This is a genomic window from Pseudarthrobacter sp. AL07, assembly GCF_029960665.1.
Classification (GTDB): Bacteria; Actinomycetota; Actinomycetes; order Actinomycetales; family Micrococcaceae; genus Arthrobacter.
Genome location: NZ_JASBRB010000012.1, coordinates 58,629 through 74,940 on the forward strand (window position 1 = coordinate 58,629; position 16,312 = coordinate 74,940).

Genomic DNA, 16,312 nt, shown 5'->3' on the forward strand with positions numbered 1-16,312 from the left:
TCGAACGGACTCAGTCCTGCTTGCGCGCCCGGCTCGGCTGTACCCGCATGGGCTCACCAGGCATCTTCGGGTAGTCCGGGGGGAAGGGCAGCTCACCGAGGCCGGCCTTGAGGTCCCGCTCCCACCAGCCCAACAGCACATCGATGGTTCCCGGATACCCGTTCATGCCTGCCCAGGGATCTCCCACGGTCCTTAGCCGCTCGGGGACCGTCAGCATGGTGAAGTTCTTGGGATCCGCGCTGCCCAGTTCGTCCCAGCTGATGGGGCAGGAGACCGGCGCATGGGCCAGCGCGCGGGGGCTGTACGCGCCGGCGATGGTCCGGTCGCGGTTCGCCTGGTTGAAGTCCAGGAACACCTTCTCGCCGCGTTCCTCCTTCCACCAGGCCGTGGTCACCTTGTCCGGCATCCGCCGCTCCAGCTCGCGGGCCGCGGCAATCACCGCGTGGCGGACGTCCAGGAATTCATGGTTGGGCTCGATGGGAGCGTAGACGTGCAGGCCGCGGTTCCCCGATGTCTTGATGAACGTTTCCAACCCGGCCTCCCCCAGCACGTCCTTCAGCGCTAGTGCGGCCGGGATGGCGTCGTCGAAGTCCGTGCCCGGCTGGGGGTCAAGATCGATCCTGAGCTGGTCAGGGTTGTCGGTGTTTTCTGTATTCGACGGCCACGGATGGAACACCACCGTATTCATCTGGACCGCCCATACAGCCGCGGCGGGTTCGTCCAGGACCAGCATGGGGTGCGAGCGTGCGCTAGGAAACGTCACCTTCACCGACCGGATGAAATCCGGGGTTCCCTTGGGCGGGTTCTTGGAGAAGAACTGGTCCCCCTCGACGTTGTCCGAGTACCTCTGCAGCGCCACCGGCCGGTCACCGTTCGCAGCAATGAACGCCTCCCCCACATCCACCATGTATCGTGCCAGGTCCAGCTTGGTCAGACCGAGCTCCGGCCAGAGCACCCTGCTGGGGCTGGAAACACGCATCTCACGCTGGCCGTGCGGTCCCGGGACAGTGAGGATGGTCTGTTCGCTCGCCATGGGGACAACCTACCCTGCGCCGCGCGCGGCGTCTGTACCTCGGCGCGTGGCCGCCGGCGATCCGGCATCATGGACCTATGGCCGTTGCTGAATTCCCTGTCACCTTCCCCGTCGGCGACGTTGAGGTCTCCGGTGTTTACGCCCGCCCGGACAGCCCCTTTGGGACCCTGGTGGTGGCGCACGGGGCCGGGGCGGGCATGGAGCACCCCTTTCTGATCGGGTTCACCCGGACATTGAACGACGACGGCGTTGCCACCTTGCGCTTCAACTTCCCCTACCGCGAGGTCGGCCGGAAATTCCCGGACCGGCCGCCCGCAGCCATCGCCGCCTGGCGCGCTGCCATGCATGAAGCAACGCGGCGAGGAACCGAGCACGGTGATAGCGGACCGGTGTGGGCTGCCGGTAAGTCGTTTGGTGGCCGGATGGCGTCCATGGCCGTCGCCGAGGGAATGGAAAGTGCCGGACTCGTCTATCTTGGCTATCCCCTCCACCCGCCCGGCAAGCCGGAAAAACTCCGCGACGAGCACCTTTACGGGCTAACGCTCCCCATGTTGTTCCTGCAGGGCACCCGCGACACCTTTGCGACGACGGAGCTGCTGGAGGGTGTGGTCTCCCGGATCGGCTCATCCGCTGTCCTTGACTGGATCGACGGCGGTGACCACTCCTTCGCCGTCGCAGGAAAGAAGCGCGATGCTGCAGAGATCGGAGCGTCTCTGGCGCCGAAGGTAGTCGAGTTCATGCGGAGCCACGGGTGATGCGTCCATGACTGACTGGTTTCTCCCCCGATGCCAGCCGCGCAAGGTCCACTCGGTTGGCGGCGCCCGTCTTCCGGAGAAGGTTCGAGATGTGCGAGCTGACGGTTTTCTCACTGATCATCAACCCCCGGGCAATTTCGCCGTAGGTTCTGCCGGCCATCACATGTTCCAGGATGTCCTGCTCCCTTGGCGTCAGTCCCGGCAGCCTGGCTTCGTGGGGCTGCCGCCCGGGCGTTACCGGCGCCACCGGAATCCTCGCCTGGGCGGCAAGGCGTTCCAGTGCCACCCTGATGGGGGCCGCCTCAAGGTCCGCCGCCAGAGTCAGCCCCCGGCGGAGGAGTTCAGCGGCCTTGGGACTCCGATGGTGCCCTTGCAGCAGCAGCGCTTCCACCCCCCGCCTGCAGGCGTAGGCCTCTTCCCACGGCAGGTGCGCCGTACGAAAGGCATCGGCTGTTTGTGCCCATGCTGCCGCGCTGCCCGGCTGGTTCCGGACCCTGCCCAGTTCGGTGCTGTAAAGGAGTTCGAAAGCCGCCACTTGCCGGAAGTAGAACGCCGATTGGCCCGGAGGTTCGTGAAGGACGCCGGGAAAGCGTTCCTCGAGTTCCTTGGCGGCAACCAGCAGTTCCACAGTGGGGTGGCCCACGTCTCTGGCCAGCTGCGCCTGGTCGGCGAGCGCACGGGCAGCCAGCGGCAGCAGCCACTCGCACATCGTGGGTGGCGGCCCCGGGGCGGTGGCCCCTGCCATTGCCGCTGCGAATGCCAGTTTCGGCCGACCCGCGGCCACAAGTACTTCGGCACGGACGGCGTCAAAGTCCAGATTGAGGCGTGCGGAGTTTTCCTGGTTTACGTGGTTTAGCTCGTCAGCCCGGTCGAGGTGGATGCCGGCGTCGACGTTCCTGCCTTGGAGCTGTGCCAGCCGCGCAGCGGTGAGCCGCACGCTCACTTCGCCCATTGGGCCCGGATCAAAGCTTAGTGCGATCCGCAGGGCCGCCCGGCACTGCCGCCATTCGCCGACGGCCAGGTAGCTGGCCGCTTCGTCGGCCGCGATCTTGGCAATGTACGTATGTGGTGCCCCCTGTTCCATCATTACCTGCCGAGCTCGACGCAGGAGGACCGCGTACTCCTCACTGGTCCAAGGGCCCTGGGCGTTGGCCGTCCAGTATGTGGCATGCACGTACGCCCAGAAATCGCGGGCCTGGACCGCTTCCAGGGCTCCTTCGGCCGCCAGGTTGCGTGACTCGGCGGACCGGCTGGCCAGGTTCGCTACGATGGCCGCCGCGGTCAGCGCGTATGAAAGCGCCAGGTGATTGCCTGCCTCACGGGCAAGGGCGAGCGCCTGCCGTGACTGAGCCTCATGGGCAGGCTCGTCATGCCACATACTCGCGTGGACCAGTTCGGCTAACGCGAGGGCGTGCTGCCAGCTGTCCGGCGCCGCGGCGGACAGCCGGACTGCTTCCCGGATGTCGGCCATCGGAAGGAAGGTTTGCCCCGTGGAGAACTGGAGATGCATGCGGCGCACCATCAGGTGGGACACTTCCAGCGGTTCGGCCGTGGCGTCGATGCACGCGAGCAACCCGTCGATGGCCTCGAGCTCGGTGAGTAATGCCCCGGCTTCCCGGGCTGCGGCACGGAGCCTGTTCCAAAGCTCCCGCGGCCGTTCCATTTCGCTAGGCAAGGCGTCCCGCAGTTGCAGGGATCGCCGCAGGAGCCGCACGGCATCACTGAGTGCACCGTTCGCGGATGCCAGACCTGCCGCCGTAAGCGACCACCGGTAGGCGTCAGCCGTTCTACCCGCCGCATAGTAGTGATCGGCGAGGGATACGACGAGGCCGGCCTCGGGCGGTGTGTCGTCGTCGAACTGCCGCTCGTAGAAGGTGGCGAACGCCGAATGCCAGCGCCGCCGTTCACCTGCATCGAGCCCCTGTTCCAGCGCTTCGGCGATGATCGGATGGTGGAACCAGTAGGTCCCGTCCGGAGCAAGGTCCACCAGGCCTGACTCCACTGCCGAGCGCAGCAGCGGCCGCACGCCATCGGCCTCGACGGCGGAACCAGCCACCGCGCTCAGTTCCATCGCGGCGGCCGCCCGGCCGCCAAGCGCCATGATCTGAGTCAACTCGCGGGCGCCGGCCGAGAGCCCACGCCATGAGCGCAGGACCGCCGACTTCAGATCGGGTGGGAAGCCTGGGGGCAAATTCCGGGCCCCGGCCTCCAGCCCCGTGACGAGCAGCAGGTTCAGATAAGGGTTTCCGGCCGAGCGGGTGAAAACCTCGTTGACAAGGGACTGATGCGCGGGAACGCCCAGGAGCCCGCTCAGCTGCGCCTCCGTGTCAGGCCGGTCCAATGGTCCCAGCGGGTGCACGCGGACCCGGGGCAGCCGCCGGATGTCGGTGAGCCACTGGTGAAGTCCCCCGCCCTGGCGGATTTCGTTGCTCCGCACAGTCCCGATCACACCCAGCGGCCGGTCACTCGGACCCGCCAGGACGTACATCAGCACATCGAGGGTGCTCTGGTCCGCCCAGTGGAGATCGTCGATTACCAGGAACACCGGCCTCAAACGGCTTTGCCCCGTGAGCCACTCATCGATCTGGACCAGCAAATCCGGACGCGCATCGCCGGACATGTCAGGCGGCAGCAGTGCCTGGCCGCCGCTGGCTGCCGCACGGAATGCTGATCTCAAGGCGAGGAACGGGACGTCCACGGACGCCAGCGGCAGGGCCCCGCCCCTCAGTATGAGCGCTTCTGGCGGAGCGGACGCGCACGCCCGGCTGACCAGCGCGCTCTTCCCGACACCGGCGTCCCCGGCAACGATGAACGTCCTCGCTGTGCCGGCGCAGACACCGCTGATGACATCGGTCAGTTGCGCCAAGTCCGCTTCCCGTCCTACCAACTCCGGGCCGCCGGCATCCCACGGTGTCGCCACCATCCCAGCTTGCACCCCTGCCGCAGGCGCGTACATATCTGAGGGTACTCCGCGTGCTTTTAAGGGGTCATGCCTGATGTGGTGCTAGGCATGGGCGACGGAAGGTGAAGGTGTCAGACCAAGGATTCTTTGAAAGGATTTGCCATGTACAAGCCCACCAAGCCTTCCCAACGGGCAGGTATTCTGCTCACCCTGGTCCTGCTTGCGCTCGGGCCCGATGCGGGCGCAAGCGCCAGGATGGATTCCGCATCCTCTGATGGGCGTCCCAGCTTCGAAAACTGCCTGCTCACCCGAATCGGCACTCAGCTGCTCCGCTGCGATAACTTCACCGGAGCAGGTGTCCCGGCGCCGTACTGGGTCCCCGAACAGTAGGGCGTCCGGGGCAGCTGTGTCGGCTACGCGGCGTCCTCGTGCCACCAGCCTTCCCAGGCGGTGGAACTCAGCCGGCCGGTGGGGAAATCGGTCTTCCCGATTCCGCCGTTGCGCGGGCGGTTGCCCTCTCCGTGGCCGGCGTCAAGGAGGAGGTTCAGGCGAAAGGAAGGCGCAGACCGGGCCGGCGTCACATGCGGGCCTTGGTCCGGGCAGTCGGCTGAGCCGTCCAGGGATCCTCCGGCCAGGGGTGCCTGGGATAGCGGCCGCGCATCTCGGACCGCACCTGCGCGTAGGGCCCGGACCAGAACGACGCCAGGTCATCCGTCACAGCCAGCGGCCGCCGCGCGGGTGAGAGCAGGTGGAAGAGGACCGGTACCCTGCCGTCCACCAGCCGCGGCGTCTCCGCCCAGCCGAAGCACTCCTGCAGCTTGACCGCGACAACCGGCCGGCCGCCGTCGTATGCGCCTGCCTGCCCGGGTACCGCGTGCCCGGATCCTGCCATGTCCGGCACTGCACCGACTGACCCGGCACTGCCTGACGCCGCGTTGTCCGAAACCTCGGGGTAGTCGATCCGCACCATCGATCCGCTCGGCACTTTCAGCGATTCAGGTGCCAGCTCCGCCAGGCGGACCGCCTCGGGCCAGGGCAGCAGCCGCCGCAAGGGGTCCGTGAGGTCGATGCTGCTGGTGGCGGCGCCACCTGCCAGTGCCGCGAGCTCCGGACCCAGCCAGGAGTCCAGCCGTGCCAGCAGGGCGGGTTCGGAAACATCAGGCCACGGCTCACCCAGTTCGCGGCGCAGCATGGCGAGGCGGCGGCGCAACGCATCGGCCGCCGTCGACCATCCGATGGTTCCCAGCCCCTCGTTGGCAAGAGCGCGGGCCACGGCGGCACGGCCGTCCTCGGCGGACGGGCGGATGGGGGTGGAGGACAGGCTGATGGCACCCAGCCGGCGTTCCCGCCTGGCCTTCACCCGGCCTTGGCTGAACTGCGCTTCTACCGTGTCGGTCAGGAGCTGCCCGGCGGCCGCCTCGGCGTTATCGGCGCTCAGCGGCGCCGCGGACCGGATCACCGCGCCGGTACCTGCGGCATCCCGGCCGGCGGCGCGCGCAACTTCCGCCACGGCCAGCCACTCCTGCCCGGCCAGCGGACTGCCCGCCGGCAACCCGGCGCGGGTGCCGGAGGACAGCAGGTACCGCGCCGGACCATCCCCCGGGACGCGCCGGGCCACGCGGTCCGGGAACGCCAGCGCGACGACGACGCCCACCGCCTCCGCAGCGGTCACCGGCGCGGTGCTGACGAGGGAGGCGATGCCGGACGGGCCGACGGCGTAGCCTTCCTTCCGCGCGATTGTCTCCAACCGGCGGACGTCCTCCGCCCAGCGCCGGGCGGCGGGATCCTTCCCGGCGCGAAGTACTGTCAGCAGCCGGGTGAGATCGGCCCCCGGGGCCCGCTGGTCCCCCGCCACCAGGGCTACTGCTTCCGCTGCGGCGCGCTGGCCTACGGCCGCTGAGCCGTCGAGAAGTGCCCGGGCCAACCGGGGATCGGCGGGGACCCTGGCCAGCGTCCGCCCCAGCACAGTGGCGTGCCCGTCCCGCGCCACGGCGCCGAGTTCGCGCAGGACTTCAACAGCCTCACCCATGGCTGCTGCGGGAGGTGCATCCGGAAGCGCCAGACCGGCGCCGCCCGGTGATCCCCAGCAGGCCAGGACCAGCGCCGCACCGGTCAGGTCCGCGACGGCGATCTCGGGCGTCACGTGCGCTGGCGCGGCCGCATACGTTCTCTGGTCGTAGCACCGGACCACCCGGCCCGGGCCCTGCCGCGCGGCCCGGCCGGCCCGCTGTTCGGCTGATGCCCGGGAGCAGGAAACCGTGACCAGCCCGGACATGCCGCGGCTGGCATCGCGGCGGGGTTCGCGGGTAAGCCCGGAGTCGATCACCAGCCGCACTCCGGGCACGGTCAGGGATGACTCGGCCAGGTCCGTGGACACGATGATCCGTGCCGGGCCGCCCGGCCGGCGCCCGGAGACGGCCTGGTCCTGTTCGGCTGGGCTGACCTGGCCGTGGAGCTCCAGCACCTCGGTTCCGGGGGACGTCCGGCCGCGGAGGCGGGCCGCCACATAGGACACCTCCCAGGCGCCCGGGACAAACACCAGCGCATCGGTGCCCGCCTCCTGCACCACCGCGGCCGTGTGGGCCTGGGCGGCCGTATCGGCAATGTGGTTCAGGAACCCGCGTGTGACCCCCCGTTCGTCCAGCCGCGCCACGGCGGCGGGCATCCACTCCACCTCCAGGGGGTACAGCGCTGAGGGGCAGTCGACGACGGGAGCCGGCCCGCCGCCGTCGTCCGCGGTCCCGGCGTCTTCTGTCAGGGGGTGTCTTGTCCCCGCATTCCCGGCGGCGCCCCCGATCAGGGCGGCGAAGCGGGGCGCGTCCAGGGTGGCGGACATCGCCACCAGGGTGAGGTCGCCGCGCAGCTGCCGCACTTCGGTGAGCATGCCCAGCAGCAGGTCGGTTTCGAGGCCGCGTTCATGGACCTCGTCCAGGATGACCGCGCCGGTGCTCTCCAGGCCGGGATCATCGAGCAGGCGCCGCAGCAGGATCCCTGGCGTGACAAATTCCACCAGGGTGGCGGGCCCGGCCTGGCGTTCGCCGCGGACGGTGTACCCCACGCGGTCTCCGATCCGGCTGCCGTCCAAGGCGGCCAGGCGCCGGGCAGCTGCGCGGGCGGCCACCCGCCGGGGCTGGGTGACCACCACGCGCCGGGGCTTTCCTTCGGGCGCGGCAAGGTTGGCCAGCAGCGGCGGGACGAGCGTTGTCTTACCGGTGCCGGGCGGGGCCTGCACCACGGCCGTGCCCGCCGCACCGCCGGCACTCAGCACGGAGGACAACTCCCCCAGCGATTCAGCAAAGGCCAGACCGGTACCGATGGCCGCCAGATCAAAGGTCCCCGCGGCAGAGGTGCTGGCGGCAGAGGTGCTGGCGGCAGAGGTCTCCGCAGGGACGGCGGCGGAGTTGGTTGGCAATGTCACCCGTCCATTGTCGCCGCAATCCCGCACCGGCGTCAGCGCAGGTGCGCCCTGGATAGGTCAGACTGGAGGTCGTCGACCATGAAAGCAGGATTTCCCTTGATCAATCTCCAGCAGGACTCCGAAGGCTTCATCCGCATGAAGCGGCACTTTCCCGCCAGCGCCACAGTGACTGTCACGTTCAGCGACGGCTCCCAGGAGGAGGTCTCCGGCCGCCGGCTCAACGAAATCTACGACGACGCCCTAGCCGTATACCGCGCCCAAAACCAGCTTGATGCCAAGGGTTTTTCCCGTGGTCCGCAGAAAAAGGTCCAAACCACCATCGAGTTTGTTCCCGTCCAGCCCGGCATGGGGCAGTAACCCGGGTCACTGCCCCCTCGAAGCTGACCGTGGCAAGCTGGTTCACCGAGCGGGTCTGACCACCATCGCCGAACCCCCACCGCGCCGCACGGGCTCGGCAACCGCGGTCACGCGCTTGCCGGGCCCGAACTCGATGGCGGTCGCCGCACCAATCTCGGCTGCTGAGGTGAAGGCGTCACCTGCGGGGACCAACTTGTGACCGTAGGGTGCCAAGGCGTCTCCGTACTGTGTGATGAAGTCCGGTTCGGCGGTGACGTTGGGGGTGTTGCGCTGCGACGCACGCGGGGCCGCCAACGAGTCCAAAATACTCATGTGCAAGTCCACCCTGTTCAGGATGGTCTGCAGCACCGTGGTGATGATCGTCGATCCGCCGGGCGAACCGAGCGCCAGGAACGGCTTTTCGTCCTTGAGGATGATGGTGGGCGACATCGAGGACCGAGGGCGCTTGCCGGGTTCGATCCGGTTCGGGTCGGTGGGGACATAAACGGTCGAGAAGTCGGTCAGCTCATTGTTGAGCAGGAAACCGCGGCCGGGCACCACCATCCCGGACCCGCCGGTCTGCTCGATCGTGAGGGTGTATTCGACCACGTTCCCCCACTTGTCAGCGACAGTCAGGTTGGTCGTGGAAATGTTTTCGGTGTCTTTCTCGTCCGCCACTGCGGCAGGTGCCAGCGTGCACACTCCGCTGTAGTCTGACGCGTTCCCGGCCGGCACCGGCTTTGTTGCCGCCGTCGTGGGGTCAATGGCGCACGCCCGTTCCTTCCCAAACAGCGGGTCGGTGAGGGCTTCGGTGGGGACGTTGACGAAAGCCGGGTCGCCCAGGTACTTGGCACGGTCCGCGAAAGCGAGTGCGCTCGCCTCAAGGTAGTGATGCAACGCGTCCGGCGCGGTCATCTCACGGAGGTTGAAAGGCGCCAGGATATTCAAGGCTTCGCCGACTGTGGTGCCACCGCTGCTGGACGGCGCCATGCCGTAAACGTCGTAGCCGCGGTACTCAACATGCGTAGGCTCCCGGTCCAGAGTCCGGTATGCGGCGAGATCCGCCGTCGTCAAGTGGCCGGCCGGAACAGGCAGCGTGGTGGTGTCGCTCTTGGGCGGTGACTGGACCGTGGCGGCAATCTCCGCTGCGAGCGGTCCGCCGTAGAAGGCAGCCGTTCCCTCCTTCGCGAGGAGCCGGTACGTCTTAGCGAGGTCCTGGTTGTGGAGAATACTGCCGACGACGGGAGCGTCACCGCCGGGAAGGAACAGACTCGCCGTGGCGGGGAAGGCCGAGAACCGGACCTTATTGTCGAGTGTCTGCTGGCGGAAGGTCTCGTCCACCACGAATCCACGGTTGGCCACCTTGATGGCGGGCTTGAGGGCGTCGCCAAGGTCCAGCGTTCCCCACCGTTCCAAGGCCCGTTCCCACGTGGCCGGTGTTCCGGGGACGCCTACGGAGACGCCACTGGTCACCAGTTCGGGGGTAAACCGGTATGGGCTGCCGGCCGGGTTCGCAGGCGTGATGGTGGCCGGGTCGATGAACGCGTCCGTCGGCATCGTTGCCGGCGCCGTTTCGCGGCCATCGATGGTTCCCACTTTGCCGGTCTTCGCGTCGTAGAACACGAAGTATCCGCCCCCGCCGATGCCGGCGCTGTAGGGCTCGGTCACACCCAGGGTCGCGGCCGCGGCGACCGCCGCATCTGCGGCATTACCGCCGTTCCGGAGGACCTCGATCGCGGCAGCGGACGCCTCCGGGTCAACGGTGCTCACCGCCCCGCCGTACCCGGTGGCCGAAGGGATCCTGTCCGTCGCACGGGGGTCTGCAAACGCGGGGCTGGTCACCGCCCCACCCGTTACGCTCAAGGCCAGGACAGCCGTCACAGCTGCCAATCGACGTCGCACACTAGGCATGATCTCTCCCGGGTCAGGGTGTTGCGCAAGGTGGGTTTGCGCCACGATACTCCGCCGGGTAGGGACTCTCAAGGCTCAATTTTTTGTGCCAGTGCCATGGGCACGGGCCATGGCTTCAGGCCGGTGTGCCGGCTTCGGTGGTTGCTGTGTCGGCTGGCGAGCGCCGCCGCCGGCTGGACAGCAGGAACGGTACGGCGAAAAGTTCAATGACACCGCTGATGGCCAGCGAGGTGGGATAGCCGTACACGTCCGCTGCCCGGCCCATGAGCGGCTGCACCACGATTCCACCGCTGGATCCCATCAACGAATCGAAGCTGAGCAGTGTTGCCCGCTGTCTTGAGTCGATCATGTCGTTCAAATACGCCTGCCGTACCGGGGTGCCCGCCGCGGAGACGAGCGCCCAGAGCACCAGCAGCAGCAGGGCCACCCAGAACACGCGCGTTATGCCGAGCGCCACCAGGATCAAGGCGCCCATCATGCTGCTCACCACAAGCACGGTGGTGCGTTTGCGGACCAGGCGGCGGACCATGGGTGCCAGCCATCCGCCCACCACCTGCGCCCCGGCCACAATGCCCGCGGCGAGTCCGGCGACGGAGTAGGCGTGCGGGTCGCCGAAGAGCTCCAGCAGGTAGGGCTGCAAGGCATAGAAAACATAAATCCCGACGCCGGCGCTGAACGGCGCGGCCAACATGATGTACCGGACGGGCGGGTTTTTCAGGCCGTTGTCGATGGAGGCGGACAGCACGTCCCGGCTCGCCTCGAGCGGATGGGGTGAACGCTCCGGGGTGAAACCCACATCACGCATCAGCCAGAAGGCCACCCCGAACATGGCCAGCAGCACGCCCACACGCAGCAAAAACGGTACGCCCAGATCCGTGGCCTGGGCAATCACGCCGCCGGCCGTCGAACCCACAAGCATCGCGACGCCCGAGACCATCAGTGCCCGCCCGAACACTGCTTCCAGCTCACCGTCGTAGCCGGAGAAGCGCAACGCATCCACCAGCCAGGCCTCCACGGCCCCGGAGAAGAACGTGAAGCCCAGGCCCAGAAGGACGGACACCACCGCCCAGGCCCAGAAGGGAGCGGACAACTGCCAGAGCAGGTAGTACAGGTAGGTCGCGGCCGCCAGCGTCACCGTGCCGAGCAGGAAGGACACCCGCCGACCCCATCCGTCCGCGATGACCCCGGTGGGCACTTCGAAGAGGACCATGCCTGCCGTGAAGAAGGCGTTGGCCGCGAAGGCTTCGAGGTTGCTCAGCCCGGCATCCAACAGAAAAAGCGTATTGATTCCCCAGATGAAGGAGGCCGCAAGGGTATTGCCCAGCGTTAGGGTGAGATAGATGCGCTGGATCTTCCGCGCGGCGGCGTTCATGACGTGGCGCTCATGAACCGCTGGGTACCGGGTCATGCCGGAGGTACCGGCGCCGGAACCGGCCGGTCCCGGCAGTCAGCGCACGAAGTTCCACGGCGTACTTCAGCAGTTCCTGGTCCGGGACTTCCGCGCTGATCTCGGTCAGCTCGCTACCGGAGGTGGCCGTACCCGTGAGCCTGCCGCGGCGTGCCGAGAGGTCACTCATCACGGCACCCACGTGCGCCTCGGACACTGTGATACTGACCGAGGAAACCGGCTCGAGCAGCTGGATGCGGCCGGCCGCGGCGGCCTCCCGGAGCGCCAGCGCGCCGGCTGCCTGGAAGGCGGCGTCGGAAGAGTCAACGCTGTGGGCCTTCCCGCCCACCAGGGTGACGCGCAGGTCCACCACGGGGAACCCGGCGGCCAACCCTTTCTGCATCTGCGCCCGTACCCCTTTCTCCACCGAGGAGATAAACGTTCCGGGGATTACCCCACCCACCGTTTTGTCGACGAATTCGAACCCGCCGCCACGGTACAGCGGCTCCACGTCGATGTCGCAGACGGCATACTGCCCGTGTCCGCCGGATTGTTTGACATGCCGCCCGTGGCCCGTTGCCGGGGCGGCGAACGTTTCCCGCAGCGGCGTCACCACGCCAACGGTGTGCAGCTTCACGCCCTGGTCGCGCAGCCTGTCCAGCACCACCTCGGCATGGGCCTCCCCCATGCACCAGAGGATCAGCTGGTGTGTCTCCGCGTTCCGCTCAACACGCAGCGTGGGATCGCCGGCGGCAACCTTCGCCAGGCTCCGGGCCAGCGCATCCTCGTCACTGCGAGAGTCCGCCTCGACGGCCACCGGCATCAGCGGCTCCGGCATCTCCCAGGTAACCAGCAGCAGCGGCTGGTCCTTGGCCGAGATGGTGTCCCCGGTTTCGGCGCTCCCCAGTTTCGCCACCGCGCAGATGTCGCCGGCCACACACTGCGCCACAGGACGAAGGTTGGGACCCAGCGGCGAATACAGGTGGGTGAGGCGCTCGTCGGTGTCATGGTCCTGATGGCCGCGGTCCGCGAGCCCGTGCCCGCCGACGTGCACGGGCGTGTCAGCACGCAACGTGCCGGAAAAGACCCGTGTCAGGCAGACCCTGCCCAGGAACGGATCAATGGTGGTGCGGACCACCTCTGCCGCCAGCGGCCCGTCCGGGTTACAGGCCAGAGCCGCCGCGGGAGCCCCCGCCAGGTCAGTCACCGCCGGGAGGCCGCCCTCCACCGGCGATGGGAAGCCCCTGGTCAGGATTTCCAGCACTTCCGCCGTGCCGAGCCCCGTGACAGCCGAGGTTGGCAGGACCGGAAAGAAGGAACCACGGGCGACGGCGGTTTCCAGGTCCGCGATGAGGACATCAGTATCGACGTCCTCACCACCCAGGTACCGGTCCATCAGGGTTTCGTCCTCGCTTTCGGCGATAATCCCCTCGATGAGCCGGCCGCGGGCGCCGCCCTCGGAACCCGCGCGCTCGCCGGGATCGGCGTCCCGGGAGCCGGCGTCTGCCTGCCCGGCGGAGTAGTCCGAAACTGTACCCGTCAGCAATCCCAGCAGCCCGGTGGTTTCGCCGCCGGAGCGGACCGGGACGTACAGCGGCAGCACCGAGTCGCCGAACGCCTGCTGGCAGGCGGCCAGGACGCCGTCGTAATCTGCCCGGGGGTGGTCCAGGCGGGAGATGACCACGGCCCGGGGAGTGCCGAGGCGTTCGCATTCGCCCCAGAGCGCCGTAGTGGTAGCGTCGATGCCGTCCACGGCGGAGACAACAAAGAGGGCGGAGTCCGCGGCCCGCAGCCCCGCCCGAAGTTCGCCGATAAAGTCCGGATACCCCGGCGTATCCAGCAGGTTCACCTTGATGCCGTTGATGAGCAGCGGAACCAGGGACAGCGTGACCGACCGCTGCTGCCGCACTGCTGACGGGTCGGAGTCGCTCACGGTGGTGCCGTCCGCGATGGAGCCTTTGCGCGTAATCATGCCGTGGGCAGCCAGTAACGCTTCGATCAGCAGGGTTTTGCCGGCGCCCGAATGCCCCACCAGCGCCACGTTGCGCACCTGCTTGGAATCCGTTGCCGCGATGCCGTTAGTAGCATCAGCCCGGCGCATTTCCGGCCCTCCACGCCCCGCGGTCCGCGCTGTGTCCTTTGTGCCTCTCACTGACATGGGAACCTCCTGGCATCTTTGCCATGCACCGGGCCGAATCGTGTTCTTTGATTCGACACCCTGGCGGGCGCAAGGGCAAGAGCAACCCCCGGGTCGGGGTGGCCGCATCGGAGGATAATGGCAGCCAGAAGCCACGAGTCTGTGCCACTGTGAGAGGGAGCCATGCAGCCTGTTCCGCGCATCACAGTGGAGGTTCCCGTCCTGGCGGTGGGAGCGGGCCCCTCCGACTATGAGGCGCTGGGCAAGTACGTCAATGCCCTGCGCAGGCCGCAAGGGCTGCACCTGACGCTGCTGCATATAGGCATCCTGGCGGATTTTGCGCAGGACGTCGCGGACTGGACCAAGGGGATCACCCCGGCCGGTGATGCCGTCCGGCATACAACGGGCTGGTTGCAGGGCCTGCCCGTTCTGGACGGGTTTGCGGGCACCTCGGAACAACTGATTGTGCTGGGTGGCGGCGGCATCTCCGGATTCGAAGTGGACGTACCCGGTCGGGTGCACGACTACCGGGTGTCCCTGGTGCAGGGCCTGCATGACCTCCTGGACCGCCTCCTCGTGGACAATGTGGACGACTTCATCCTTAGCTCACCGTCGCTGGGCTACCGGTACCCGCACTGGGTGCCCCATGTCGCCGTCGGCCGCCCCTTGTCGCGGGAACACGGGCCGCGGACGATTGCCCCGCTGAACGTCGTTTTTGGCCCGTCGCGGATCAGGAACGGCCGGTTCCTCCCGGCCCCTGCCTGAGCAGCAAGCGCGTCGGAGCATGGCGGCGCTGTTCCAGGCCCGCCACCGCATGGCGTATCGGCCCCCAGCCAGCGGGTGGCCGAAGTTCTCTCGCCGGGTTCCTCGGGACAGGTCCGCGGGGACCCTTAAATGTCAGAGCCTCGCAAGATGATGTGAGTATGAAAAGGACAACAGCGGTGGAGGCGTTGGAGGCCATCAAGGCTTCTGTCGCTGCGCTTGCTGGGGTGATCCCTGGCGCAGGCTTCTCCGGTCCAGGAGATCCGGATCCGCTGCGGCATCAGTCTGACGGCTGGCTGGACACCCTCGCGGAGGCTGCCCGCCTGCAGGCTGCCACGGCTGCCCTGGTGGTCCACGCCGCAGCCGGGTTCGCCGACACGGCCCGGACGATGGCCTCCCCGAACGCGCTTCCGCAGGGCCGCATTGCTCAGGAGATGGCGGTAGTCTCCGAGGTCGCGTGCGTCCTGACGGTCAGCGAACGGACGGCCGGTGCGCTTCTGTCCGAGGCCCACGAACTGACAACCACCCTCACGCTGGCGCTGGCCGCCCTGCAGGATGGGAACATTTCGTGGCAGCATGCCCGGGCCATGGTCGAGGAAACCGCGAACTTGGACCCCGACGGCGCCGCCGCCTTGGAAGCCCACTTTCTGGACCCCGATGCACCCAACCCTGCACAGGGCTGCCCCGCCGGGGAACTCGTGCCGTCCCGGTTCCGGTACAAAGCCCGGACCTGGCGCGAACGCCACCACCCGGACAGCATCGAAAAACGCCACACCAAAAGCGCCCTGGACCGCCGGCTGGAGTTCGCCCCGGACCGGGACGGCATGGCCTGGCTCTCGGCCTACCTCCCCGCGGACCAGGCGGCCGGGATCTGGGACCGCACCACCACCGCGGCCCGCGCCCTCCAAGGACCCCATGAGGACCGGAACCTGAGCCAAATCCGCGCCGACGTGGCCGCCAAGTGGCTCCTTGGCGGCACGGCGGAGCACGTGCCGTCACCGTCGGCGCAGGTGCTCGTGACCGTGCCGGTGTTCGCCCTCATGGGCCTCACCGACGAACCCGCAATGCTCGATGGGTACGGCCCCATCCCGGCGTCGATGGCCAGTCGTCTGATGGCCGAAAGTTCCTCGTCGTTCCACCGTGTCTTGACTGATCCCCGCGACGGGGCGCCGCTGGAGATCGGACGGACCAGCTACCGCATCCCCGTCAGCATGCGGCAATGGCTCCGTCTGCAGCCGGGAAATGCCCGTTCCCCGGCTGCAGCAACCAGTCTCTGGACAATGAGGCCGACCACCTCCTCGCCTGGGCCGACGGCGGCACCACCGGCATCATTAACCTCGGGCATCCATGCCCCAAGCACCACAGGCTGAAACACGCCAGCGGCTGGACACCCACTGGGGCGACCACCGACAAGCCACCCGGTTGGATTTCACCGACAGGCCGTCAGTACGCCAGCGAACAACAGGACTGGGAACCACCCGATTGGCCGCCCGAAATCCTGAACCAACTATGGCACCGGGAACTTGGCCCGGCCGTGCCCGAAGACATCCTGCCCGGCGAACGTCCGCCTGAGGATCTGTGCCCGGTAGATCCCTTGCCGGAGTGGAGTTGGCTACAGGCACCGGTCGACGAGCCGTGGCCGGAGTGGAGCACCCCCAGGCCGGTCTAGCA

Annotated in this window: 11 protein-coding genes and 1 pseudogene; 5 read left to right on the forward strand and 7 right to left on the reverse strand. The window is 67.9% G+C overall.

Annotated elements, in window-relative coordinates; genetic code table 11:
- Positions 1-10: 10 nt before the first annotated feature.
- Positions 11-1,033, reverse strand: coding sequence for a non-homologous end-joining DNA ligase (gene ligD / locus QK290_RS11425; RefSeq protein WP_282330774.1), 1,023 nt, complete (start codon positions 1,031-1,033; stop codon positions 11-13).
- Positions 1,034-1,110: 77 nt separating this feature from the next.
- On the opposite strand from ligD, the gene QK290_RS11430 reads away from it, so the two are divergent.
- Positions 1,111-1,788: an alpha/beta family hydrolase gene (locus tag QK290_RS11430; protein ID WP_282330775.1), complete on the forward strand. Its 678-nt coding sequence runs from the start codon at positions 1,111-1,113 to the stop codon at positions 1,786-1,788.
- On the opposite strand, the gene QK290_RS11435 is transcribed toward QK290_RS11430, so the two are convergent.
- Positions 1,769-4,708 carry an AAA family ATPase gene (locus QK290_RS11435; protein ID WP_282330776.1) on the reverse strand — a complete coding sequence of 980 codons (2,940 nt, stop codon included), beginning with the start codon at positions 4,706-4,708 and terminating at the stop codon, positions 1,769-1,771. The genes QK290_RS11430 and QK290_RS11435 overlap by 20 nt on opposite strands.
- A 144-nt stretch (positions 4,709-4,852) precedes the next feature.
- Here QK290_RS11435 and QK290_RS11440 point away from each other — a divergent pair, with 144 nt between their 5' ends.
- Positions 4,853-5,080: a hypothetical protein gene (locus QK290_RS11440; RefSeq protein ID WP_282330777.1), complete on the forward strand. Its 228-nt coding sequence runs from the start codon at positions 4,853-4,855 to the stop codon at positions 5,078-5,080.
- A gap of 23 nt (positions 5,081-5,103) precedes the next feature.
- Here QK290_RS11440 and QK290_RS11445 read toward each other — a convergent pair whose 3' ends face one another.
- A complete protein-coding gene (locus tag QK290_RS11445; RefSeq protein ID WP_282330778.1) occupies positions 5,104-5,271 on the reverse strand; it encodes a hypothetical protein in 168 nt (55 codons plus the stop codon).
- Complete coding sequence (locus tag QK290_RS11450) at positions 5,268-8,015, reverse strand: ATP-dependent helicase C-terminal domain-containing protein (RefSeq protein WP_282330809.1); 2,748 nt, start codon at positions 8,013-8,015, stop codon at positions 5,268-5,270. The genes QK290_RS11445 and QK290_RS11450 overlap by 4 nt, the downstream gene beginning before the upstream one ends.
- A gap of 189 nt (positions 8,016-8,204) precedes the next feature.
- On the opposite strand from QK290_RS11450, the gene QK290_RS11455 reads away from it, so the two are divergent.
- Positions 8,205-8,465, forward strand: coding sequence for a hypothetical protein (locus tag QK290_RS11455; protein WP_282330810.1), 261 nt, complete (start codon positions 8,205-8,207; stop codon positions 8,463-8,465).
- A gap of 42 nt (positions 8,466-8,507) precedes the next feature.
- Here the strand turns inward: QK290_RS11455 and ggt are convergent, their stop codons facing one another.
- The 3 genes from ggt to QK290_RS11470 form a co-directional block, all read right to left on the reverse strand.
- Complete coding sequence (gene ggt / locus QK290_RS11460; RefSeq protein ID WP_282330779.1) at positions 8,508-10,355, reverse strand: gamma-glutamyltransferase; 1,848 nt, start codon at positions 10,353-10,355, stop codon at positions 8,508-8,510.
- A gap of 115 nt (positions 10,356-10,470) precedes the next feature.
- Positions 10,471-11,727 carry an MFS transporter gene (locus QK290_RS11465; RefSeq protein ID WP_282330780.1) on the reverse strand — a complete coding sequence of 419 codons (1,257 nt, stop codon included), beginning with the start codon at positions 11,725-11,727 and terminating at the stop codon, positions 10,471-10,473.
- Positions 11,728-11,737: 10 nt separating this feature from the next.
- On the reverse strand, positions 11,738-13,900 hold the full coding sequence (locus QK290_RS11470; RefSeq protein WP_282330781.1) for an elongation factor G-like protein EF-G2: 2,163 nt from the start codon (positions 13,898-13,900) through the stop codon (positions 11,738-11,740).
- Between the two features lie 162 nt (positions 13,901-14,062).
- On the opposite strand from QK290_RS11470, the gene QK290_RS11475 reads away from it, so the two are divergent.
- Positions 14,063-14,644 (forward strand): hypothetical protein, encoded by a 582-nt coding sequence (locus QK290_RS11475; protein ID WP_282330782.1) that lies wholly within the window; start codon positions 14,063-14,065, stop codon positions 14,642-14,644.
- A gap of 158 nt (positions 14,645-14,802) precedes the next feature.
- Positions 14,803-16,310 (forward strand): annotated as a pseudogene (locus tag QK290_RS11480) (DUF222 domain-containing protein).
- The last annotated feature ends 2 nt before the right edge of the window (positions 16,311-16,312 follow it).